Here is a 23,001-nt window from a genome sequence, read left to right on the forward strand (position 1 = left end):
CGGGACTCCCCGACAGGAGTCCCGGCCGTCCCCGGACCCTCCCCCTACGCCCTGTGGGCGTGGAGGGACCCCCATCAGACCATTGATTGAGACACGACCCTGAGAGGGATTGACGCATAGTGCTCGACGTCAACTTCTTCGACGAGCTGCGGATCGGCCTGGCCACCGCTGACGACATCCGTCAGTGGTCCCACGGCGAGGTCAAGAAGCCGGAGACCATCAACTACCGCACGCTCAAGCCCGAGAAGGACGGACTCTTCTGCGAGAAGATCTTCGGCCCTACCCGGGACTGGGAGTGCTACTGCGGCAAGTACAAGCGCGTCCGCTTCAAGGGCATCATCTGTGAGCGCTGTGGCGTCGAGGTCACGCGCGCCAAGGTGCGCCGCGAGCGGATGGGCCACATCGAGCTGGCCGCTCCCGTCACCCACATCTGGTACTTCAAGGGCGTTCCGTCGCGGCTGGGCTACCTGCTCGACCTCGCCCCGAAGGACCTGGAGAAGGTCATCTACTTCGCCGCGTACATGATCACGTACGTGGACGAGGAGCGCCGTACCCGCGACCTGCCCTCGCTGGAGGCCCATGTCTCCGTCGAGCGCCAGCAGATCGAGAACCGCCGCGACGCCGACCTGGAGGCCCGCGCCAAGAAGCTCGAGGCCGACCTGGCCGAGCTGGAGGCCGAGGGTGCCAAGGCCGATGTGCGCCGCAAGGTGCGCGAGGGCGCCGAGCGCGAGATGAAGCAGCTGCGCGACCGCGCCCAGCGCGAGATCGACCGTCTCGACGAGGTGTGGAACCGCTTCAAGAACCTCAAGGTCCAGGACCTCGAGGGCGACGAGCTGCTCTACCGCGAGCTGCGTGACCGCTTCGGCACGTACTTCGACGGCTCGATGGGTGCCGCGGCGCTGCAGAAGCGCCTGGAGTCCTTCGACCTGGAGGAGGAGGCCGAGCGCCTCCGCGAGATCATCCGTACCGGCAAGGGCCAGAAGAAGACCCGTGCGCTCAAGCGCCTCAAGGTCGTCTCCGCGTTCCTGCAGACCAGCAACAGCCCCAAGGGCATGGTGCTGGACTGCGTCCCGGTGATCCCGCCGGACCTGCGTCCGATGGTGCAGCTGGACGGTGGCCGCTTCGCGACCTCCGACCTGAACGACCTGTACCGCCGTGTGATCAACCGCAACAACCGCCTGAAGCGCCTGCTCGACCTCGGTGCCCCCGAGATCATCGTGAACAACGAGAAGCGGATGCTCCAGGAGGCCGTCGACGCGCTGTTCGACAACGGCCGCCGCGGACGCCCGGTCACCGGTCCCGGCAACCGCCCGCTGAAGTCCCTCAGCGACATGCTGAAGGGCAAGCAGGGCCGGTTCCGCCAGAACCTGCTCGGCAAGCGAGTCGACTACTCGGCGCGTTCCGTCATCGTCGTCGGCCCGCAGCTGAAGCTGCACCAGTGCGGTCTGCCCAAGGCCATGGCGCTGGAGCTCTTCAAGCCGTTCGTGATGAAGCGCCTGGTGGACCTGAACCACGCGCAGAACATCAAGTCGGCCAAGCGCATGGTCGAGCGGGGCCGCACCGTCGTGTACGACGTCCTCGAAGAGGTCATCGCCGAGCACCCGGTGCTGCTGAACCGTGCGCCCACGCTGCACCGCCTCGGCATCCAGGCTTTCGAGCCGCAGCTGGTCGAGGGCAAGGCCATCCAGATCCACCCGCTCGTCTGCACCGCGTTCAACGCGGACTTCGACGGTGACCAGATGGCCGTGCACCTGCCGCTGTCCGCGGAGGCGCAGGCCGAGGCCCGCATCCTGATGCTGTCCTCGAACAACATCCTCAAGCCGGCCGACGGCCGTCCGGTCACCATGCCGACCCAGGACATGGTGCTGGGCCTCTTCTTCCTCACCACGGACGAGGAGGAGCGCGAGGTGCGCGGCGAGGGCCGTGCGTTCAACTCCACCGCCGAGGCGATCATGGCGTTCGACGCCCGGGAGCTCTCGCTCCAGGCGAAGATCGACATCCGCTTCCCGATCGGCACCGTCCCGCCGCGCGGCTGGACCCCGCCGGCGGACGAGGAGGGGCACGAGGGCGTCGGCCCCTGGCAGCAGGGCGACAGCTTCCGCCTCACCACCACCCTGGGCCGCGCGCTCTTCAACGAGCTGCTGCCCGAGGACTACCCGTTCGTCGACTACACGGTCGGCAAGAAGCAGCTCTCCGAGATCGTCAACGACCTCGCCGAGCGCTACCCGAAGGTCATCGTGGCGGCGACGCTCGACAACCTGAAGGCGGCCGGCTTCTACTGGGCGACCCGCTCCGGCGTCACCGTGGCCATCTCCGACGTCGTCGTCCCCGAGGCGAAGAAGGACATCGTCGCGGGCTACGAGGCGCAGGACGAGAAGGTCCAGAAGCAGTACGAGCGCGGTCTGATCACCAAGGACGAGCGCACGCAGGAGCTCATCGCGATCTGGACCAAGGCGACCAACGAGGTCGCCGAGGCGATGAACGACAACTTCCCGAAGACCAACCCCATCTTCATGATGGTCAACTCGGGTGCGCGCGGAAACATGATGCAGATGCGTCAGATCGCCGGTATGCGCGGTCTGGTGTCGAACGCCAAGAACGAGACGATCCCGCGTCCCATCAAGGCGTCCTTCCGCGAGGGCCTGTCCGTGCTGGAGTACTTCATCTCCACGCACGGTGCCCGAAAGGGTCTCGCCGACACCGCCCTGCGTACGGCCGACTCGGGTTACCTGACCCGTCGTCTGGTCGACGTCTCGCAGGACGTCATCATCCGCGAGGAGGACTGCGGCACCGACCGCGGTCTGAAGCTGCGGATCGCCGAGCGGGGCGCCGACGGTGTCCTGCGCAAGGCGGACGACGTCGAGACGTCGGTGTACGCGCGGATGCTCGCCGAGGACGTCGTCGTGGACGGCAAGGTCATCGCGCCGGCCAACGTCGACCTCGGTGACGTGCTGATCGACGCGCTCGTCGCGGCGGAGGTCGAGGAGGTCAAGACCCGCTCGGTCCTGACCTGCGAGTCCGCGGTCGGCACCTGTGCGTACTGCTACGGCCGTTCGCTCGCCACCGGCAAGCTGGTCGACATCGGCGAGGCGGTCGGCATCATCGCCGCCCAGTCCATCGGTGAGCCCGGAACCCAGCTGACGATGCGTACCTTCCACACCGGTGGTGTGGCCGGTGACGACATCACCCAGGGTCTGCCGCGTGTCGTCGAGCTCTTCGAGGCCCGTACCCCGAAGGGCGTCGCCCCGATCTCCGAGGTCGCCGGCATCGTCCGGGTCGAGGAGACCGAGAAGACCAAGAAGATCGTCATCACTCCGGACGACGGCAGCGACGAGGCGGCGTACCCGATCTCCAAGCGCGCCAAGCTCCTGGTGCGGGACGGCGACCACGTCGAGGTGGGCCAGAAGCTCACCTTCGGTGCCACCAACCCGCACGACGTGCTGCGGATCCTCGGCCAGCGCGCCGTCCAGGTCCACCTGGTCGGCGAGGTCCAGAAGGTCTACAACTCGCAGGGTGTGTCGATCCACGACAAGCACATCGAGATCATCATCCGGCAGATGCTGCGCCGTGTGACGATCATCGAGTCCGGCGACGCCGAGCTGCTGCCCGGTGAGCTGGTGGAGCGCTCGAAGTTCGAGCACGAGAACCGTCGTGTGGTCCAGGAAGGCGGCCACCCGGCCTCCGGCCGTCCGCAGCTGATGGGTATCACCAAGGCCTCGCTGGCGACCGAGTCGTGGCTGTCGGCGGCGTCCTTCCAGGAGACGACCAGGGTCCTCACCGACGCGGCGATCAACGCCAAGTCGGACTCCCTGATCGGCCTCAAGGAGAACGTCATCATCGGTAAGCTCATCCCGGCCGGTACGGGCCTCGCCCGCTACCGCAACATCCGGGTCGAGCCGACCGAGGAGGCCAAGGCCGCGATGTACTCGGCCGTCGGCTACGACGACATCGACTACTCGCCGTTCGGCACGGGCTCCGGCCAGGCCGTTCCGCTGGAGGACTACGACTACGGTCCGTACAACCAGTAAGGCGTACGTCTGACGCCAAGGGCGGTCACCCTCCGGGGTGGCCGCCCTTCGGCGTTCGGGGGCGCGGTGAGTTCGCTGTGGCGGCATCCTGATCGCGCTCACCGCCGAGCGCCACCGCCTGACCGTGATTCCCCATGGACGACGACTTCGCCGCCATCGCAGAGGTTCGCCCCGAGCTGTCGACGGGCCGGGCACGGCCGACCGTCCTGTTGCCGCCGCGCCGGGCAGCCGCCCGGAGGCGCCGGCAGGAGTGGGCCGGACCGAGCCGCTGACCTTGCGGCCGCCGCATGCGAATCCACACAGGGTCACCTCTTGGGGTGAACGTCGCCAACTGGCCCTGATTCAGGGCCCCTTGCGTAACTACGCTCGCCGTGCGGCACATGCCTCCTGCATGTGCCGCACGGCGCCTGGCGCCTTCACGTACGTCCACTCCCTGCACAGGAACCCTTATGGTCAGCTCGTCCCACGAGGCGATGCACCGCATCTTCCAGGACCACCCGGGCCTCTTCTCCGGGGTGTCCGAGGTGCTCGGCGTCGACTTCGCCCCACCCACCTCGGTCACCGTCCTGCCCACCGACCTCACCGAGACCCGCCCGCTCGAACGACGCGTCGACACCCTGCTGAGGCTGGAGACGGAAGGGGACGAGCCGTTCCTCCTCGCCGTCGAGGCCCAGGGCAGAAAGGACCCGGACAAGCCCGCGAGCTGGGCCTACTACGCCTCGTACCTGCTCGCGAAGTACCGGCTGCAGCCGATGCTGCTGGTCGTCTGCCAGGACCGCGCGACGGCCGAATGGGCGGCTCGGCCGGTCCGCTTCGGCCCTCCCCAGTGGCCGCTGCTCACCCTGCACCCGCTCGTCGCGGGGCCGCACAACATGCCGGTGCTCACCGACCCCGTCGAAGTGCGCAAGGACCTCGCGCTGGCCACACTGTCCGCGATCACCCAGGCTGCGAATCCGGACATCGGGGCCATACTCAAGGCGATGACCCATGTGCTGCGGGACACGCCCGCAGTCCTCGCCAACCCGATCGTCGAACTCATCGCGCAGGGCCTGGGCACGTACCCAGCCGCAGAAACATGGAGGAAACTGGTGGCCGTGGACCTCTCTTTCTACAAGTCGCCCCTCTCCGATGAACTCCGTGCCGAGGGCCGTGCCGAGGGCCGTGCCGAGGGTGAGGCGCGACGCGCGGCCGAGGACGTCCTGGACGTCCTGGCGGAGCGCGGTATCGCCGTGCCCGAGGCGGTTCGCGAGCGCGTCACCGGCTGCGGCGATCCCGAGACCCTGCGTCACTGGCTCCGGCGGGCCGTCACCGCCCCTTCCGCCGAAGCGATCTTCGCGGACGAGTAGCCCGGCCCGTCCCCGCTGAGTCCCGGCGGGGCTGAGCCGCCGCGCCGGCCCCGCTTCCGCCGTTCCGCGGAGGAGGTCCGGGACGAAGGACCCCGTGTCCAGGCTCGGGCGGAGGGCGTTACGGCGGCCTCCGGGGCCGGTAAGGGCATCCAGGTCCCGGTGGCCGCGGGGCACGCCGAGCCCGGTCGAGCGGGGCGGCAACCGCGAGTCGGCGGCCGTGCTCCACGTGCGCGCACCTTCGCAGTGGCGCGCCGATCCCCGGCGATGCGGGGCGTCCGAGGGGCCACCGCGGCATCGGACCCCGTCGGCGGCCGTTCCGGCGTGTCGCTCCCCGTTGCATTTGTTTTGACCGAACTCGGTGCGGTAGGTACGCTCAGACCTTGTGCCTGGGGTGTGCCCTGGCCTTCGTGCGTGCCTACAACCGTGCGGGGAGCCTGCATCGGCCACCGTAATCTGCGCCTTTTCCGCCTTCGGCGGGGGTCCGCGGTATTCGACACACCCGACCGCGTGGGTCGGTGACGTTCCAGGTTAGCTTTACTAACGGCACACAGAAACCGGAGAAGTAGTGCCTACGATCCAGCAGCTGGTCCGGAAGGGCCGGCAGGACAAGGTCGAGAAGAACAAGACGCCCGCACTCGAGGGTTCCCCTCAGCGTCGCGGCGTCTGCACGCGTGTGTTCACGACCACCCCGAAGAAGCCGAACTCGGCCCTCCGTAAGGTCGCGCGTGTGCGTCTGACCTCGGGCATCGAGGTCACGGCCTACATTCCGGGTGAGGGACACAACCTGCAGGAGCACTCCATCGTGCTCGTGCGTGGTGGCCGTGTGAAGGACCTGCCGGGTGTTCGCTACAAGATCATCCGTGGTTCCCTCGACACCCAGGGTGTCAAGAACCGCAAGCAGGCCCGCAGCCGCTACGGCGCCAAGAAGGAGAAGTAAGAATGCCTCGTAAGGGCCCCGCCCCGAAGCGCCCGGTCATCATCGACCCGGTCTACGGTTCTCCTCTGGTGACCTCGCTGATCAACAAGATCCTGCTGAACGGCAAGCGCTCCACCGCCGAGCGCATCGTCTACGGCGCCATGGAAGGCCTTCGCGAGAAGACCGGTGCCGACCCGGTCATCACGCTGAAGCGCGCTCTCGAGAACGTCAAGCCGTCCCTCGAGGTCAAGTCCCGCCGCGTCGGTGGCGCCACCTACCAGGTGCCGATCGAGGTCAAGCCCGGTCGCGCCTCCACCCTCGCGCTCCGCTGGGTCGTGGGCTACTCCCGCGCCCGCCGCGAGAAGACCATGACCGAGCGCCTCATGAACGAGCTCCTGGACGCCTCGAACGGCCTCGGTGCTTCGGTCAAGAAGCGCGAGGACACGCACAAGATGGCCGAGTCCAACAAGGCCTTCGCGCACTACCGCTGGTAGTCGCAGACCCCATCGAGAACCGAGAGAAGACGAAAGCCTTATGGCTACCACTTCGCTTGACCTGGCCAAGGTCCGCAACATCGGGATCATGGCCCACATCGACGCGGGCAAGACGACCACCACCGAGCGCATCCTGTTCTACACCGGTGTTTCGTACAAGATCGGTGAGGTCCACGACGGCGCCGCCACGATGGACTGGATGGAGCAGGAGCAGGAGCGCGGCATCACCATCACGTCCGCCGCGACGACCTGTCACTGGCCGCTCGAGGACGTCGACCACACCATCAACATCATCGACACCCCGGGGCACGTCGACTTCACCGTCGAGGTGGAGCGCTCCCTGCGTGTGCTCGACGGTGCCGTGACGGTGTTCGACGGCGTCGCCGGCGTCGAGCCGCAGTCCGAGACCGTGTGGCGTCAGGCCGACCGCTACGGCGTTCCGCGCATCTGCTTCGTCAACAAGCTCGACCGCACCGGTGCCGAGTTCCACCGCTGTGTCGACATGATCAGCGACCGCCTGGGCGCTCAGCCGATCGTGATGCAGCTCCCGATCGGTGCCGAGGCGGACTTCAAGGGCGTCATCGACCTGGTCCGTATGAAGGCGCTGGTCTGGTCCGCCGAGGCCGCCAAGGGCGAGATGTACGACGTCGTCGACATCCCGGACACGCACGCCGAGGCTGCCGAGGAGTACCGCGGCAAGCTGCTGGAGTCCGTGGCCGAGAACGACGAGGAGATCATGGAGCTGTACCTCGAGGGCCAGGAGCCCTCCGAGGAGCAGCTGTACGCCGCGATCCGCCGTATCACCATCGCCTCGGGCAAGGGCAAGGGCACCACGGTCACCCCGGTGTTCTGTGGCACCGCGTTCAAGAACAAGGGCGTGCAGCCCCTGCTCGACGCGGTCGTCCGCTACCTGCCGTCGCCGCTGGACGTCGAGGCCATCGAGGGTCACGACGTCAAGGACGCCGAGCAGATCGTCCGCCGCAAGCCGTCCGACGAGGAGCCGCTGTCGGCGCTGGCGTTCAAGATCATGAGCGACCCGCACCTGGGCAAGCTCACCTTCGTGCGCATCTACTCCGGCCGTCTGGAGTCCGGCACCGCGGTGCTGAACTCCGTGAAGGGCAAGAAGGAGCGCATCGGCAAGATCTACCGTATGCACGCCAACAAGCGTGAGGAGATCGACTCGGTGGGCGCCGGTGACATCGTCGCCGTCATGGGCCTGAAGCAGACCACCACCGGTGAGACGCTCGCGGACGAGAAGAACCCGGTCATCCTGGAGTCCATGGACTTCCCGGCGCCGGTCATCGAGGTCGCGATCGAGCCCAAGTCCAAGGGCGACCAGGAGAAGCTGGGTGTCGCCATCCAGCGTCTCGCGGAGGAGGACCCCTCCTTCCAGGTGCACACCAACGAGGAGACCGGCCAGACCGTCATCGGCGGTATGGGCGAGCTTCACCTCGAGGTGCTCGTCGACCGGATGAAGCGCGAGTTCAAGGTCGAGGCCAACGTCGGCAAGCCGCAGGTCGCGTACCGCGAGACCATCCGCAAGTCGGTGGACCGCGTGGACTACACCCACAAGAAGCAGACCGGTGGTACCGGTCAGTTCGCCAAGGTGCAGATCGCGGTCGAGCCGATCGAGGGCGGCGACGCGGCCTACGAGTTCGTGAACAAGGTCACCGGTGGCCGCATCCCGAAGGAGTACATCCCTTCCGTGGACGCCGGCTGCCAGGAGGCGATGTCGTTCGGCATCCTCGCCGGCTACGAGATGACGGGCGTCCGCGTCACGCTTCTCGACGGCGCCTACCACGAGGTCGACTCCTCCGAGCTCGCGTTCAAGATCGCCGGTTCGCAGGCCTTCAAGGAGGCCGCGCGCAAGGCGTCCCCGGTTCTCCTCGAGCCGATGATGGCCGTTGAGGTCACCACGCCCGAGGACTACATGGGCGATGTCATCGGTGACATCAACTCCCGCCGTGGCCAGATCCAGGCCATGGAGGAGCGTGCCGGTGCCCGCGTCGTCAAGGGCCTGGTGCCGCTGTCGGAGATGTTCGGCTACGTCGGCGACCTCCGCAGCAAGACCTCGGGTCGCGCAAGCTACTCGATGCAGTTCGACTCCTACGCCGAGGTTCCGCGGAACGTCGCCGAGGAGATCATCGCGAAGGCCAAGGGCGAGTAACTCACCCGAGTACACGCTTTAGGCTTGACGCCGAACCGTCGGGGCGTTCCCCGCGAACCCGTGAGGCTCGTCCCGGCGGTCGGCACCACCAGCAAAGATCACCCTGGCGCCGATGAGTAAGGCGTACAGAACCACTCCACAGGAGGACCCCAGTGGCGAAGGCGAAGTTCGAGCGGACTAAGCCGCACGTCAACATCGGCACCATCGGTCACATCGACCACGGTAAGACGACCCTCACGGCCGCCATTACCAAGGTGCTGCACGACGCGTTCCCGGACCTGAACGAGGCCTCGGCGTTCGACCAGATCGACAAGGCTCCTGAGGAGCGCCAGCGCGGTATCACCATCTCCATCGCGCACGTCGAGTACCAGACCGAGTCGCGTCACTACGCCCACGTCGACTGCCCCGGTCACGCGGACTACATCAAGAACATGATCACCGGTGCCGCCCAGATGGACGGCGCCATCCTCGTGGTCGCCGCCACCGACGGCCCGATGCCGCAGACCAAGGAGCACGTGCTCCTGGCCCGCCAGGTCGGCGTCCCGTACATCGTCGTCGCCCTGAACAAGGCCGACATGGTGGACGACGAGGAGATCCTGGAGCTCGTCGAGCTCGAGGTGCGTGAGCTCCTCTCCGAGTACGAGTTCCCGGGCGACGACGTTCCGGTCGTCAAGGTCTCGGCGCTCAAGGCTCTCGAGGGCGACAAGGAGTGGGGCCAGTCGGTCCTGAACCTGATGGCCGCCGTCGACGAGGCGATCCCGCAGCCCGAGCGTGACGTCGACAAGCCGTTCCTGATGCCGATCGAGGACGTGTTCACGATCACCGGTCGTGGCACCGTCGTCACCGGCCGTATCGAGCGTGGTGTCCTCAAGGTCAACGAGACCGTCGACATCGTGGGCATCAAGCAGGAGAAGACCACCACCACGGTCACCGGCATCGAGATGTTCCGCAAGCTGCTCGACGAGGGCCAGGCCGGTGAGAACGTCGGTCTGCTCCTCCGCGGCATCAAGCGCGAGGACGTCGAGCGCGGCCAGGTCATCATCAAGCCGGGCTCGGTCACCCCGCACACCGAGTTCGAGGCCCAGGCCTACATCCTGTCGAAGGACGAGGGTGGCCGTCACACCCCGTTCTTCAACAACTACCGCCCGCAGTTCTACTTCCGTACCACGGACGTGACCGGCGTCGTGACCCTCCCCGAGGGCACCGAGATGGTCATGCCGGGCGACAACACCACCATGTCCGTCCAGCTGATCCAGCCGGTCGCCATGGAGGAGGGCCTGAAGTTCGCCATCCGTGAGGGTGGCCGGACCGTCGGCGCCGGCCAGGTCACCAAGATCGTCAAGTAAGTTCTTGACCGTCTGACCCGGCAGCTCCGCAGCGAGCCGCAAGCGAGGGGCCCCGCACCATGAGGTGCGGGGCCCCTTGGCATGCCCGGGCGCCCGGGCCGCGGTCCTGGTCCGGGTGACGGGGGCGGGTCGGTCTTGGGTTCCGGCGGTCCGCGCGACACGGGGGCCGGTCCGGCCGGGCGACGCCCTTCGGCGGGAGGGCCGGGGTGCTGCCGCTCGCCGATCAGCGAGGGACACGCCGGTCTCCGCGTCAGCGGACGGAGACCGGGGCCGGGGCGGGGTCACGCCCCGTTCGCAGCGGTGGACGGGGCCCGGAGAGTCGGAACGTCGCCGCAGTCGGCCCAGCTCAGTGACGTACCGGACAGTCCGCGCAGCCAGCGCTCGGAGATCTTCGCGAGGCGGGTGCGGTCCGGGGGAGTGGCGCCTAGCCCGATCGCGTAGCGGACCTCCGCGGGGCCGGAGGCGAACGGGTGGGGCCAGGCGTGGACATCCGCGGCGCCGGCCTCCTCCAGCGCCGTGATCAGGGCGCGCACCCGGCCGCGGACCCTGCCCTCCTCCGGACCGGTGGGCACGGTCAGTACGGCCCAGGCGGCATGCCTCCGGTGCAGGGGAGGTGGTGCCAGCAACTCGGACCAGGGGAGGTCCGTGCACGCCGGGCGGACCGGGGCGCGATCGGCCGTGCCGGTCGGGGCGGTCGCACCGGGGACGGCCGCGTCCACGACTTCCCAGGCCCGGAACAGCTCCTGGGCCAGCAACTCACGGAAGCCGGGGCCGATCTGCGCGGTGCAGGAGCGGACCGGCGCCGTCGGGGTGAGCACCGCGGGTTCGCTCCAGTCGGCCACCGCCCAGCTCGCGAAGAACCGCCCCAGCAGCCCGGCGGGGGGAAGCTCCCCGGCCTCGCGCACGGTGCGGGCTGCCAGCAGCGCCCACGCCAGCCCGGGCAGCCCGCCGTACGGGGCCGAGTCCAGTCCGCGTGCCCGTGCCCACGCCTTGACCTCCCGGGCCAGCCGCACGAACGCCTCCCGATGCGGTCCCGCCAGCTCCAGCACGGCATCGGCGTCGCTGACGGCGCTGAGCGCGACGGCCGCGGCCTCGCCCAGCTCGGCCCGGCGGGCGACGGCCTCGTCCGGGTCCATCTGCCCGGTGGACACCAGGACGAGATCCACGGTCAGCCCGCCGATCCGCAACCGCAGGCCCGGTACCCGCGCCCCCACCACGTCCCGCACGTCCTCCGCCTCCGGCAGGGCCTCGGCCAGCCGGGCCCGTACTTCTCCCGGTCCGGTCGTGCCCGGCAGCGCGGCCACCAGGTCGAGGTCCGCGCCGGGCAGCGCACAGCCCATGCGCCGCGAGCCGGCGAGGTGCACGACCCCGTCGGCCAGCGCCGCAGCGATGCGCCGCGTGGTGCGTCGGGCGTGCTCCGCGCGATCCGGGCCCTCGGCGGCCGGCGCGGCCGCGTCGCACTCCTCGGGTTCCCAGCGCACCTCCCCGGTACCGAGGCGCACCCTCGCCCGTACCCGCATGGGCTCGTCACCGCGCCGCGACAGCAGCACGACATCGCCCACGCGCGCCGTCGTATTGCCGAGCAGGGCCTCGCAGTGGGCGGCGAGTTCGTGCGCGCGGCGGGTCCGGCCGAGCGAGAGGTGCGGGGTGAAGCCGTCGGTGCGGCCCGTGCATCGGGGGAAGCGTTCGGCCAGCACCCCGTGCAGGCGGTCCCACGGCTCCGCTCCGTCAGCCGCCGGGTCGAGCCAGACGGTCGCGTCCTCCCGGTGCCGGAAGCTGCGCACCCCTTCCAGGCGCGCCGTGAACGGGGGAGTACCGGAGGCCGCGGCGGACAGCAGCGGCGCCGCCCGCTCGAAGTCGCACTCCGGTACGAAGCCGAAGAGCAGGTTGACGTGCGGCGGCCAGCGCCGGATCTGCCGGTCGTGCGCACGGCGGATGTGCTGGATCGGGGGCCACAGCTCGTCCGGCGGGAGCCAGGCGACGGCCGTCCGGGGCGTGGGGCGGACGGCGAGCACCCCGGCCGGCCCGTCGGCGGCGGCGCCGCGGTCGGCGGCGGTGCCCGGGACGGAGCGCCCGCCCACCTCCGTCGTCCGCGACGCTTCGGGAGCCGCACCGGCGGTGGACCCCGACGCCGGGGTGCCGCCCGCTCCTTCCGTCCTCCGGGCGTCCGGCACCGGGTCACCCGGGCTCAGATCGGCCACGACGCCGTAGTGGTCGGACACGTACAGCCCGCCGGAGGTGGGGGTGTCGCCGAGGAGGGCAGCCGCATCCACCCGCAGCCGCTCCGATCCGATCAGCACCCGGTCGAGCCGGGCGGCCCGGCCGCTCCTCGACGAGACCGCGGCCAGCGGATTGACGCCCGGGTCGAAGGTCGGTGTGCGGTCGGCCGGTCCGTGCGCCTCGGTCCAGGCGTCGCGCAGCCCGAGCGCCGTCGCGGGCGTGTCCCCGCCGTCGTTGAAGTCCCCCAGCAGCAGTACCTCGCCCTCGACGCCCGCGAGTGCCTCGGCCAGCCGGCCCAGCTCTGCGTCCCGACGGGCCGGCCCGTCCTCCGAGTGGTCGCTGCTCAGGTGCGTCACGGCGACGGTGGTCGGGCCCCCGGCGGTCTCCACCACCACCGCGGCGACCGCCTTGTGCGGGCCGAGGGCGTGGTGGGCCGCCTCGCGCACGGGCAGCCGGCTGAGCAGCAGCAGGCCGCACTCCCCGACGTCCCCGCCGCCCGGGTCGGTGCCCAGCGTGTACGACTCCCGTACCCAGGGGGCGGCGAGCAGCATCGCGAGCAGTTCCGCCTCGACCTCCTGGAGCGCGATGACGTCGGCGTCGGCACCGCGCAGCGCGGTGAGCAGGAGGGGTCTGCGCCGGGCGGTGTCGATGCGGTCGGGGTCGTACCGATCCCAGAGCGTGTTCCAGGTCAGTACGCGCAGGCCCGTGGCCGGTGCGGGCCCGCGCGCCCCGGCGGCGGTCCCGAGCGGGTCGTCCCCCGCGTACGGCGCCCAGCCGCGCGCGGGGTCCCACGCGTGGGGCGTCCGGGCGGCGAAGAACGGGGCACGCAGCCTGCGGGGGCTGCGGATCCGCCCGGCGGAGGTGGCGTCGATCCGGTCCACTCCCGTGGACCGGTCCCACACCACCTCGCCGTCCGCCTCGAAGAACAGCACCCGGTGCCAGGGGATCTCCCCGGAGGGGTCGAAGTCGTCCAGCCGTACCCGCTTCGGCGCGGCGGCGCGCTGGTGGACGCCCATCACGAACCGGGCCGGGTCGAAGCGCGGGTCCCAGCGGACCCGGTGGTAGATCTCCTCGCTGGTACGCACCTACGCCTCCTCCTCGATCGTGCCGGCCGCGCCGATGTACCAGGTGCGGTGTGCCTGGCCGGGGTACGGAGGCACGTACCGGCGCACCTGCGCGGTGAGCACCTCCGCCGGAACCGGGTGCGGCCGCCGTTCGTTGCGCCGGACCAGTTCGTCCTCGTCGACGAGGGCCACCGCGTGGGTGACCAGGGCGTCGCGGCGGCGGGCGACCGTGTGCACCAGGGACCGCTGGTGCGGGTTGAGGGATGTGGCGTCCCACACCACCGTCGCACCTTCCGCCAGCGCGGTGCCGAGCCGTTCCAGGCCCCGGCGGAGGATCTCGCCGTTGGCCCTCTGGTCCGCGCGGGCGCCGCGGGCCTCGCGCAGGTCGTCGAGCGAGACGTATGCGTCGACGCCTCGCAGCGCCCGGGCGAAGGTGCTCTTGCCACTGCCGGACGGGCCGACCAGGTGGATCAGTCGCGGGAAGTCCCCGGAGCGTAGGCGCCAGGTGGCCGCGACCGCCTCCTCGACGGTTCCGACACGACCCAGCGCGTACGCCTCACGGGCCTCGCCCAGGCAGCGGGCCGCGGCCTCCGGGGCCAGTCCGGCGAACGCCTCCCGCAGCGGACCGATCGGGCGTACCTCCTCGGCGTGCAGGGCGGACCACTCGACCTGCTCACGGGCCGCCGAGTCCGGGGCGGCCGCGGCGGCGACGGCGTGCAGCGCGTCCAGGCCGACGGCGTACGACATCCGCCGCAGCCCGGTCCGGCGCTGCTCGTCGGGGTAGGGGCGGTGCAGGCCGGTGTGCAGACCGACGAGATCGGCGACGCGCCGTGCGAGCGGGAGACCGAGCGGCCGGGCCAGCCGGCCGGCGAGCGTCCCGCGGTGCCGCGTGTGCAGCAGCCCGGCCAGCACGCCGGCGAGCCGTTCGTCCCCGGTGCCGCCGAGGCGCGCGGCGACGTCGCCGGCCGCCCGGGCGTCGCCGTCCGGGAGTCCCACCGCCTCGAGCAGGGCGGCCGGGTCCGGTGCCGCCCCCGACCGCACCGCCCACAGCGCGGCGGCCGGTGCCAGCCCGTTCGCCACGACGGCGGCGTGCATCCAGTGGGTGGAGGTGCGGACGTGTCCCGGCCGGACCCATTTGGCGACCCGGTGCCGGAACTCCCCGGCGGTGAAGCCCTCGACCGTGCGAACGACGTACCCCTCGTGGCGCTCGGTGTCGACCTTCAGCCGCCGCAGGGCCCGTTCGTCGAAGACTCCGCGCCACAGCACGCGCGGCACCGGGATTCCGAGTGCGCGCAGGAAGTCCGCGCCGCCGTCCCAGTCCAGGCAGCGGCCGTCGCCGTCCCAGACGGAGAAGCCGTAGAACCAGCTCTCCAGGTCGTCGTAGGCGAGTGAGTGCCGGGCGTACATGTTCTCCCCGCACACCCGCCAGCCCGCCGGGATCCGGTCGCCGATGCGGCCCTGCAGCGCCTTCACCCAGGCCCGTGACGGATGGTGCGCGGAGTCGGGCGACCGTGCGTGCAGCCCGTCGCCGTACAGCGTGGTGTTCTCGCCGTCGAGCTTCTCGGTGACGACGACCTCCCGGCCGTGCAGCGCGGCGAGGTCCCCGGCCCGTAGGTCGTCGCTCGACGCGCCGGGCGACCACGGCAGGTGCGGCGTGCGCGGATAGTGCGTACGCGCCGGATGCCGGCCCATGGTGTTCCGTCCCCCGTCCCCCGTCCCCCGTCATGCGTGCGTCGCCACTGTAGGCGGGGGGTACGACGGTGCTCGACCGAAATACCCGGCGGCCGGATACCCGGTGCCGCCGGGACCGGTGGGCGGGGACGCTATGGTGCGGCGGTGGTCCCCCCTTCGTCCGCGTCCTGTGTCCGGCCTGTTCCCTCCACCGGCCGGCGGCCGTGCCGTGCACGGCCGGTGGGGCGGGGTGGAACTGGAGGTCACCGTCGAATCGGCCTGCCGGAACGTTGCCGGGTCCGCGATTCCTGAGGGACCGTGATCCTCGTGGAGCCGGGGGCGGATGGTGGCGACGGGGCACGTGCTCCCCGCCGACGGGCAAGCGTTGCGCGAGTCCCGTGCTTCGCCCCGAGACCGTGCCATCCGTGGCCCGTCGGGGAACGGCCGTTCGGGGGGAATGGCGGCCGCACCTCGAAAGCCGGACGCGCCGACCGGGTGCATTCGGGTCCGAACCATCGAGGCTGCGCGATTGAAGATCCACCCTGGTGTTCCGGCCCGCCCGACGGCCAGGAGGTCGAGCGGTTCTGAGCCGGCCGCCGCGGGGCGGGACGGCTCGTGCACGACGGGGGAGCGGGGCGGCCGGGGCGGTGCTCCGCGTGCCGCGGTTTGACGTTCGTCACGGCCGGGGTAGTCTCTTCGGCTCGATTGGCGCCCCCAGTGGCCCGTATGGCAGACTGTCCGGGTTGCTCGGTTGAGTGCCGATGCTGCGCGCCTCCCGCCGGGAGGACCGGAAGCGAGTCCCACAGTACTCGTCACCCCTGATCAGGGGTGGAAGTACGGGAATCTTCCGGGAAGCGTGAGCGGGGCGCCTGCCAGGCACCCGGTGGGTGTCACCCCCCGGCTCCGTGGTCCCAGGGACCGCACCCCCTTGGTTGGGAAATCCTTCGGGAGATCTTCGTAGAGGGGCTGCGACACGCCCGACCGCGTGGGTCGGAGGAGACGAGAAGCCTCCGGGTTCCGGAGCGTTACGAGAGACAGGACTACGAAGTAGCCATGGCGGGACAGAAGATCCGCATCCGGCTCAAGGCCTACGACCACGAGGTCATCGACTCCTCGGCGAAGAAGATCGTCGAGACGGTGACCCGCACTGGTGCGTCGGTCGCGGGCCCGGTGCCGCTGCCCACTGAGAAGAACGTGTACTGCGTCATCAAGTCGCCGCACAAGTACAAGGACTCGCGCGAGCACTTCGAGATGCGCACGCACAAGCGCCTCATCGACATCCTCGACCCCACGCCGAAGACGGTCGACTCGCTCATGCGTCTCGACCTGCCGGCCGGCGTCGACATCGAGATCAAGCTCTGAGGTGACGCGCGAGATGGCTAAGCAGATCAAGGGCATCCTGGGCGAGAAGCTCGGCATGACTCAGGTCTGGGACGAGAACAACCGTGTCGTCCCGGTGACCGTCGTCAAGGCCGGCCCCAATGTCGTCACCCAGATCCGTACGAACGACACCGACGGCTACGAGTCGGTCCAGATCGCCTTCGGCGAGATCGACCCGCGCAAGGTGAACAAGCCCCTCAAGGGCCACTTCGCCAAGGCCGACGTCACCCCCCGCCGTCACCTCGTCGAGATCCGTACCGCCGACGCCGGCGAGTACACCCTCGGCCAGGAGATCACCGCCGAGGTCTTCGAGGCGGGCGTGAAGGTCGACGTCACCGGCAAGAGCAAGGGCAAGGGCTTCGCCGGTGTCATGAAGCGCCACAACTTCCGTGGCCTGGGCGCCGGACACGGCACCCAGCGCAAGCACCGCTCCCCCGGTTCCATCGGTGGCTGCGCCACCCCGGGCCGTGTGTTCAAGGGCCTCCGTATGGCGGGCCGCATGGGCAACGAGCGGGTCACCACCCAGAATCTGACCGTCCACGCCGTTGACGCGGAGAAGGGTCTGCTGCTCATCAAGGGCGCGGTTCCCGGTCCGAACGGCGGCCTCGTCCTGGTCCGTACCGCGGCCAAGGGGGCCTGAGGTAACCGATGAGCACCATTGACATCCTTTCGCCCGCTGGCGACAAGGCCGGTAGCGTCGAGCTCCCCGCGGAGATCTTCGACGCCAAGGTCAGCGTTCCGCTGATCCACCAGGTCGTCGTCGCGCAGCTGGCCGCTGCCCGCCAGGGCACGCACAAGACCAAGACCCGCGGCGAGGTCCGTGGCGGTGGCAGGAAGCCGTACCGCCAGAAGGGCACCGGCCGCGCCCGTCAGGGCTCGACCCGTGCGCCGCAGTTCGCCGGCGGTGGCGTCGTCCACGGCCCCGTGCCGCGTGACTACTCGCAGCGGACCCCGAAGAAGATGAAGGCCGCCGCCCTGCGCGGTGCCCTCACCGACCGGGCCCGCAACTCGCGTATCCACGTCGTCTCCGGCGTGGTCGAGGGCGAGGTCTCCACCAAGGCCGCCAAGACGCTGCTCGGCAAGATCTCGGAGCGCAAGAACCTGCTCCTGGTCGCCGAGCGCTCCGACGAGGCCGCGTGGCTGTCCGCCCGCAACCTGCCCCAGGTGCACATCCTGGAGCCGGGCCAGCTGAACACGTACGACGTGCTCGTCTCCGACGACGTGGTCTTCACTCAGGCCGCCTTCGAGTCCTTCGTGTCCGGCCCCAAGGCCAACGACAATGAGGGGAGCGAGGCCTGATGGCCGAGATCACCAGCAAGACCTTCACCGACCCGCGTGACGTTCTCGTCAAGCCGGTTGTCTCGGAGAAGAGCTACGCGCTGCTGGACGAGAACAAGTACACGTTCATCGTCGCGCCCAACGCCAACAAGACCCAGATCAAGCAGGCCGTCGAGGCGGTCTTCTCGGTCAAGGTCACCGGGGTGAACACGATCAACCGCCAGGGCAAGCGCAAGCGCACCCGCACCGGTTTCGGCAAGCGCGCCAACACCAAGCGCGCCATCGTGACCCTCGCCGAGGGCGACCGTATCGACATCTTCGGCCAGGCCTCCTAACGGAGACCTTGGTCCGATATCGGACGAGGACTGAGAAATGGGTATCCGCAAGTACAAGCCGACGACTCCGGGCCGTCGTGGCTCCAGCGTCGCCGACTTCGTCGAGATCACGCGGTCCACGCCGGAGAAGTCGCTGGTCCGCCCCCTGCACAGCAAGGGCGGCCGTAACAACGCCGGTCGTGTGACCGTTCGCCACCAGGGTGGTGGCCACAAGCGCGCCTACCGCGTGATCGACTTCCGTCGTCACGACAAGGACGGCGTGCCGGCCAAGGTCGCGCACATCGAGTACGACCCCAACCGCACCGCGCGCATCGCGCTGCTGCACTACGCGGACGGCGAGAAGCGCTACATCCTCGCCCCGCGCGGCCTGTCGCAGGGCGACCGGATCGAGAACGGCCCCGGTGCCGACATCAAGCCCGGCAACAACCTGGCGCTGCGCAACATCCCGGTCGGTACGACCCTGCACGCCATCGAGCTGCGGCCCGGCGGCGGCGCGAAGTTCGCCCGCTCCGCGGGTGCCTCCGTGCAGCTGCTGGCGAAGGAGGGCTCCATGGCCCACCTGCGCATGCCGTCCGGTGAGATCCGCCTGGTCGACGTCCGCTGCCGCGCCACCGTCGGCGAGGTCGGCAACGCCGAGCAGTCGAACATCAACTGGGGCAAGGCCGGCCGTATGCGCTGGAAGGGCGTTCGCCCGACCGTCCGCGGTGTCGCCATGAACCCGGTCGACCACCCGCACGGTGGTGGTGAGGGCAAGACCTCCGGTGGTCGCCACCCGGTCTCCCCCTGGGGTCAGAAGGAGGGTCGTACTCGTTCTCCCAAGAAGGCGAGCAACAAGTACATCGTCCGCCGCCGCAAGACGAACAAGAAGCGCTAGGAGCGGGTTTAGATGCCGCGCAGTCTCAAGAAGGGGCCCTTCGTCGACGACCACCTGATCAAGAAGGTGGACGCCCAGAACGAAGCAGGCACCAAGAACGTCATCAAGACCTGGTCCCGTCGCTCGATGATCGTCCCGGCCATGCTGGGCCACACGATCGCGGTGCACAACGGCAAGACCCATGTCCCGGTGTTCGTCACCGAGTCGATGGTCGGCCACAAGCTCGGCGAGTTCTCGCCGACTCGCACCTTCCGCGGCCACGTCAAGGACGACCGGAAGTCGAAGCGCCGCTAACGCGGGGTGTGACTGACCATGACTTACACCGAAGGGACAACCATGGAAGCCAGGGCCCAGGCGCGGTACATCCGCGTCACGCCCATGAAGGCCCGCCGCGTGGTGGACCTCATCCGTGGCATGGATGCCACGGAGGCTCAGGCGGTCCTGCGTTTCGCCCCGCAGGCCGCGAGCGTGCCGGTCGGCAAGGTGCTGGACAGCGCCATCGCCAACGCCGCGCACAACTACGACCACACGGACGCCTCCTCGCTGTTCATCAGCGAGGCGTACGTCGACGAGGGCCCGACCCTGAAGCGGTTCCGTCCGCGCGCCCAGGGCCGTGCCTACCGGATCCGCAAGCGGACCAGCCACATCACCGTGGTCGTCAGCAGCAAGGAAGGAACCCGGTAATGGGCCAGAAGGTAAACCCGCACGGGTTCCGGCTCGGTGTCACGACCGACTTCAAGTCGCGTTGGTACGCCGACAAGCTGTACAAGGACTACGTCAAGGAAGACGTCGCCATCCGCCGGATGATGACGTCCGGCATGGAGCGCGCCGGCATCTCCAAGGTCGAGATCGAGCGCACCCGTGACCGCGTGCGGGTGGACATCCACACCGCGCGTCCCGGCATCGTCATCGGCCGCCGCGGCGCCGAGGCCGACCGCATCCGCGGCGACCTCGAGAAGCTCACCGGCAAGCAGGTCCAGCTGAACATCCTCGAGGTCAAGAACCCCGAGGTCGACGCCCAGCTGGTGGCGCAGGCCGTTGCCGAGCAGCTGTCCTCCCGCGTCTCCTTCCGCCGCGCCATGCGCAAGAGCATGCAGTCGGCCATGAAGGCGGGCGCCAAGGGCATCAAGATCCAGTGTGGTGGCCGTCTCGGCGGCGCCGAGATGTCCCGCTCGGAGTTCTACCGCGAGGGCCGTGTGCCGCTGCACACGCTCCGCGCGAACGTCGAGTACGGCTTCTTCGAGGCCAAGACCACCTTCGGCCGCATCGGCGTGAAGGTCTGGATCTACAAGGGCGACGTCAAGAACATCGCCGAGGTCCGCGCCGAGAACGCCGCCGCCCGCGCCGGCAACCGCCCGGCCCGTGGTGGCTCCGACCGCCCGGCCCGCGGTGGCCGCGGTGGCGAGCGTGGCGGTCGCGGTCGCAAGCCGCAGCAGGCGGCCCAGGGTGGCCAGCAGCAGTCGGCCGAGGCTCCCAAGGCCGACGCCCCCGCCGCTGCCGCTCCGGCTGCCGAGAGCACCGGAACGGAGGCCTGACCGAAATGCTGATCCCCCGTAGGGTCAAGCACCGCAAGCAGCACCACCCGAAGCGCAGCGGTATGTCCAAGGGTGGTACGCAGGTTGCGTTCGGCGAGTACGGCATCCAGGCGCTCACCCCGGCGTACGTGACGAACCGTCAGATCGAGGCCGCTCGTATCGCGATGACCCGTCACATCAAGCGTGGCGGCAAGGTCTGGATCAACATCTACCCGGACCGTCCGCTGACGAAGAAGCCCGCCGAGACCCGCATGGGTTCCGGTAAGGGTTCGCCGGAGTGGTGGGTCGCGAACGTCAAGCCCGGTCGGGTGATGTTCGAGCTGTCCTACCCGAACGAGAAGATTGCTCGTGAGGCGCTCACCCGCGCTGCTCACAAGCTTCCGATGAAGTGCCGCATCGTTCGGCGCGAGGCAGGTGAGGCGTGATGTCGGCCGGAACCAAGGCGTCCGAGCTGCGCGAGCTGGGCAACGAGGAGCTTGTTGCCAAGCTCCGCGAGGCCAAGGAAGAGCTGTTCAACCTCCGCTTCCAGGCGGCGACCGGTCAGCTCGAGAACCACGGTCGGCTGAAGGCCGTCCGCAAGGACATCGCCCGGATCTACACCCTGATGCGTGAGCGCGAGCTGGGCATCGAGACGGTGGAGAGCGCCTGATGAGCGAGAGCAACGTGAGCGAGAAGAAGACCGAGCGCAACGCCCGCAAGACCCGTGAGGGTCTCGTCGTCAGCGACAAGATGGACAAGACCGTCACCGTCGCCGTCGAGGACCGCGTCAAGCACGCGCTGTACGGCAAGGTCATCCGCCGTACGAACAAGCTCAAGGCCCACGACGAGCAGAACGCCGCCGGCGTCGGTGACCGCGTCCTCCTGATGGAGACCCGGAAGCTGTCCGCCACCAAGCACTGGCGCGTCGTCGAGATCCTCGAGAAGGCCAAGTAATTTTGCGGGGGCCTCCCGGAAGGGAGTCCCTCCGCATGCCCCCCGCTGGGGGATCCCCTCCGGGGTGCTTCCCCAGCACTAAGTTCCGCCAGGCTCGGCGGGGCCGGTCCGCACGGACCGGCCCCGCCGGGAACCGGCAGACGATCAGGAGATAGACGTGATCCAGCAGGAGTCGCGACTTCGCGTCGCCGACAACACTGGTGCCAAGGAGATCCTTTGCATCCGTGTTCTCGGTGGCTCGGGTCGCCGCTACGCGGGCATCGGTGACGTCATCGTCGCCACCGTCAAGGACGCGATCCCCGGTGGCAACGTGAAGAAGGGTGACGTCGTCAAGGCGGTCATCGTTCGCACCGTCAAGGAGCGCCGCCGCCAGGACGGCTCGTACATCCGCTTCGACGAGAACGCCGCCGTCATTCTGAAGAACGACGGCGACCCTCGCGGCACCCGTATCTTCGGCCCCGTGGGCCGTGAGCTGCGCGAGAAGAAGTTCATGAAGATCATCTCGCTCGCGCCGGAGGTGCTGTAAGCATGAAGATCAAGAAGGGCGACCTGGTCCAGGTCATCACCGGCAAGGACAAGGGCAAGCAGGGCAAGGTCATTGCCGCTTTCCCGCGCGACGAGCGCGTCCTGGTCGAGGGTGTCAACCGGGTCAAGAAGCACACCAAGGCCAACCAGCCGGGCCGTGCCTCCCAGGCCGGCGGCATCGTGACCACCGAGGCCCCCATCCACGTCAGCAACGTGCAGCTCGTCGTGGAGAAGGACGGCAAGAAGGTCGTCACCCGCGTCGGCTACCGGTTTGACGACGAGGGCAACAAGATCCGCGTTGCCAAGCGGACCGGTGAGGACATCTGATGGCTACCACGACTGCGCCGCGTCTCAAGACGCGCTACCGCGAGGAAATCGTCGGCAAGCTGCGTGACGAGTTCACGTACGAGAACGTCATGCAGGTCCCCGGTCTCGTCAAGATCGTGGTCAACATGGGTGTGGGCGACGCCGCCCGCGACTCCAAGCTGATCGAGGGCGCCATCCGCGACCTCACCACGATCACCGGTCAGAAGCCGGCCGTCACCAAGGCCCGCAAGTCCATCGCGCAGTTCAAGCTGCGCGAGGGCCAGCCGATCGGTGCCCACGTGACGCTCCGCGGCGACCGCATGTGGGAGTTCCTGGACCGCACCCTGTCGCTCGCGCTGCCGCGCATCCGCGACTTCCGCGGTCTGTCCCCCAAGCAGTTCGACGGCCGGGGCAACTACACCTTCGGTCTCACGGAGCAGGTCATGTTCCACGAGATCGACCAGGACAAGATCGACCGCGTCCGGGGTATGGACATCACCGTGGTCACCACGGCGACCAACGACGCTGAAGGCCGTGCCCTTCTCCGTCACCTCGGCTTCCCGTTCAAGGAGGCGTGAGCGAG

General features: G+C 69.3%; 22 protein-coding genes. 20 read left to right on the plus strand and 2 right to left on the minus strand.

From position 1 onward, the window contains the following. The first annotated feature begins 119 nt into the window (after nt 1–119). From DDW44_RS17950 to tuf, 6 genes are all read left to right on the plus strand, one after another. Nucleotides 120–4,028 (plus strand): DNA-directed RNA polymerase subunit beta', encoded by a 3,909-nt coding sequence (locus DDW44_RS17950; protein WP_017949672.1) that lies wholly within the window; start codon nt 120–122, stop codon nt 4,026–4,028. A 449-nt stretch (nt 4,029–4,477) separates the two neighbouring features. Beyond that, the gene (locus DDW44_RS17955) at nt 4,478–5,374 is read left to right on the plus strand and encodes a hypothetical protein (RefSeq protein WP_208647973.1); all 897 of its coding nucleotides are present in this window, start codon (nt 4,478–4,480) and stop codon (nt 5,372–5,374) included. A 565-nt stretch (nt 5,375–5,939) separates the two neighbouring features. Next, nucleotides 5,940–6,311, plus strand: coding sequence for a 30S ribosomal protein S12 (gene rpsL / locus DDW44_RS17960; protein ID WP_003948652.1), 372 nt, complete (start codon nt 5,940–5,942; stop codon nt 6,309–6,311). Between the two features lie 2 nt (nt 6,312–6,313). Then, a complete protein-coding gene (rpsG, locus tag DDW44_RS17965) occupies nt 6,314–6,784 on the plus strand; it encodes a 30S ribosomal protein S7 (protein WP_006347241.1) in 471 nt (156 codons plus the stop codon). A 40-nt stretch (nt 6,785–6,824) separates the two neighbouring features. Further along, nucleotides 6,825–8,951, plus strand: coding sequence for an elongation factor G (gene fusA / locus DDW44_RS17970; protein WP_017949670.1), 2,127 nt, complete (start codon nt 6,825–6,827; stop codon nt 8,949–8,951). A gap of 152 nt (nt 8,952–9,103) precedes the next feature. Beyond that, on the plus strand, nt 9,104–10,297 hold the full coding sequence (gene tuf, locus DDW44_RS17975) for an elongation factor Tu (RefSeq protein WP_017949669.1): 1,194 nt from the start codon (nt 9,104–9,106) through the stop codon (nt 10,295–10,297). 281 nt (nt 10,298–10,578) lie between these two features. Here the strand turns inward: tuf and DDW44_RS32845 are convergent, their stop codons facing one another. After that, entirely contained in the window at nt 10,579–13,602 is a 3,024-nt protein-coding gene (locus tag DDW44_RS32845) for a poly(A) polymerase (RefSeq protein ID WP_244224057.1), read from the minus strand. Beyond that, the gene (locus DDW44_RS17985; protein WP_108907068.1) at nt 13,603–15,273 is read right to left on the minus strand and encodes an RNA ligase family protein; all 1,671 of its coding nucleotides are present in this window, start codon (nt 15,271–15,273) and stop codon (nt 13,603–13,605) included. Nucleotides 15,274–16,305: 1,032 nt separating this feature from the next. Here DDW44_RS17985 and rpsJ point away from each other — a divergent pair. The 14 genes from rpsJ (at nt 16,306) to rplE (ending at nt 22,996) form a co-directional block, all read left to right on the plus strand. Then, entirely contained in the window at nt 16,306–16,614 is a 309-nt protein-coding gene (gene rpsJ, locus DDW44_RS17990; RefSeq protein ID WP_003948644.1) for a 30S ribosomal protein S10, read from the plus strand. Between the two features lie 13 nt (nt 16,615–16,627). Then, nucleotides 16,628–17,272, plus strand: a complete 645-nt coding sequence (gene rplC, locus DDW44_RS17995) for a 50S ribosomal protein L3 (RefSeq protein WP_017949665.1) — start codon at nt 16,628–16,630, stop codon at nt 17,270–17,272. Nucleotides 17,273–17,280: 8 nt separating this feature from the next. Further along, entirely contained in the window at nt 17,281–17,931 is a 651-nt protein-coding gene (rplD, locus tag DDW44_RS18000; protein WP_017949664.1) for a 50S ribosomal protein L4, read from the plus strand. After that, nucleotides 17,931–18,245, plus strand: coding sequence for a 50S ribosomal protein L23 (gene rplW, locus DDW44_RS18005; RefSeq protein ID WP_018889347.1), 315 nt, complete (start codon nt 17,931–17,933; stop codon nt 18,243–18,245). Before rplD ends, rplW begins: the two co-directional genes overlap by 1 nt. 37 nt (nt 18,246–18,282) lie before the next feature. Continuing rightward, nucleotides 18,283–19,119, plus strand: a complete 837-nt coding sequence (gene rplB, locus DDW44_RS18010) for a 50S ribosomal protein L2 (protein WP_017949662.1) — start codon at nt 18,283–18,285, stop codon at nt 19,117–19,119. 12 nt (nt 19,120–19,131) lie between these two features. Next, nucleotides 19,132–19,413, plus strand: a complete 282-nt coding sequence (rpsS, locus tag DDW44_RS18015) for a 30S ribosomal protein S19 (RefSeq protein ID WP_017949661.1) — start codon at nt 19,132–19,134, stop codon at nt 19,411–19,413. 42 nt (nt 19,414–19,455) lie between these two features. Then, a complete protein-coding gene (gene rplV / locus DDW44_RS18020) occupies nt 19,456–19,803 on the plus strand; it encodes a 50S ribosomal protein L22 (protein WP_009327087.1) in 348 nt (115 codons plus the stop codon). Further along, nucleotides 19,803–20,654: a 30S ribosomal protein S3 gene (rpsC, locus tag DDW44_RS18025; protein ID WP_018889346.1), complete on the plus strand. Its 852-nt coding sequence runs from the start codon at nt 19,803–19,805 to the stop codon at nt 20,652–20,654. The genes rplV and rpsC overlap by 1 nt, the downstream gene beginning before the upstream one ends. A 5-nt stretch (nt 20,655–20,659) precedes the next feature. Beyond that, a complete protein-coding gene (gene rplP / locus DDW44_RS18030) occupies nt 20,660–21,079 on the plus strand; it encodes a 50S ribosomal protein L16 (RefSeq protein ID WP_017949658.1) in 420 nt (139 codons plus the stop codon). Next, nucleotides 21,079–21,303 (plus strand): 50S ribosomal protein L29, encoded by a 225-nt coding sequence (gene rpmC / locus DDW44_RS18035; RefSeq protein ID WP_017949657.1) that lies wholly within the window; start codon nt 21,079–21,081, stop codon nt 21,301–21,303. Before rplP ends, rpmC begins: the two co-directional genes overlap by 1 nt. Beyond that, nucleotides 21,303–21,587, plus strand: coding sequence for a 30S ribosomal protein S17 (gene rpsQ / locus DDW44_RS18040; protein ID WP_017949656.1), 285 nt, complete (start codon nt 21,303–21,305; stop codon nt 21,585–21,587). The genes rpmC and rpsQ overlap by 1 nt, the downstream gene beginning before the upstream one ends. A 157-nt stretch (nt 21,588–21,744) precedes the next feature. Next, nucleotides 21,745–22,113: a 50S ribosomal protein L14 gene (rplN, locus tag DDW44_RS18045; protein WP_003956455.1), complete on the plus strand. Its 369-nt coding sequence runs from the start codon at nt 21,745–21,747 to the stop codon at nt 22,111–22,113. A gap of 2 nt (nt 22,114–22,115) precedes the next feature. After that, complete coding sequence (gene rplX / locus DDW44_RS18050; RefSeq protein WP_017949655.1) at nt 22,116–22,439, plus strand: 50S ribosomal protein L24; 324 nt, start codon at nt 22,116–22,118, stop codon at nt 22,437–22,439. Then, nucleotides 22,439–22,996, plus strand: a complete 558-nt coding sequence (gene rplE / locus DDW44_RS18055; protein ID WP_017949654.1) for a 50S ribosomal protein L5 — start codon at nt 22,439–22,441, stop codon at nt 22,994–22,996. The genes rplX and rplE overlap by 1 nt, the downstream gene beginning before the upstream one ends. Nucleotides 22,997–23,001 lie beyond the last annotated feature (5 nt).

Origin of the sequence: Streptomyces tirandamycinicus (genome assembly GCF_003097515.1) — a bacterium.
In the GTDB taxonomy this organism is placed as follows: Bacteria; Actinomycetota; Actinomycetes; order Streptomycetales; family Streptomycetaceae; genus Streptomyces; species Streptomyces tirandamycinicus.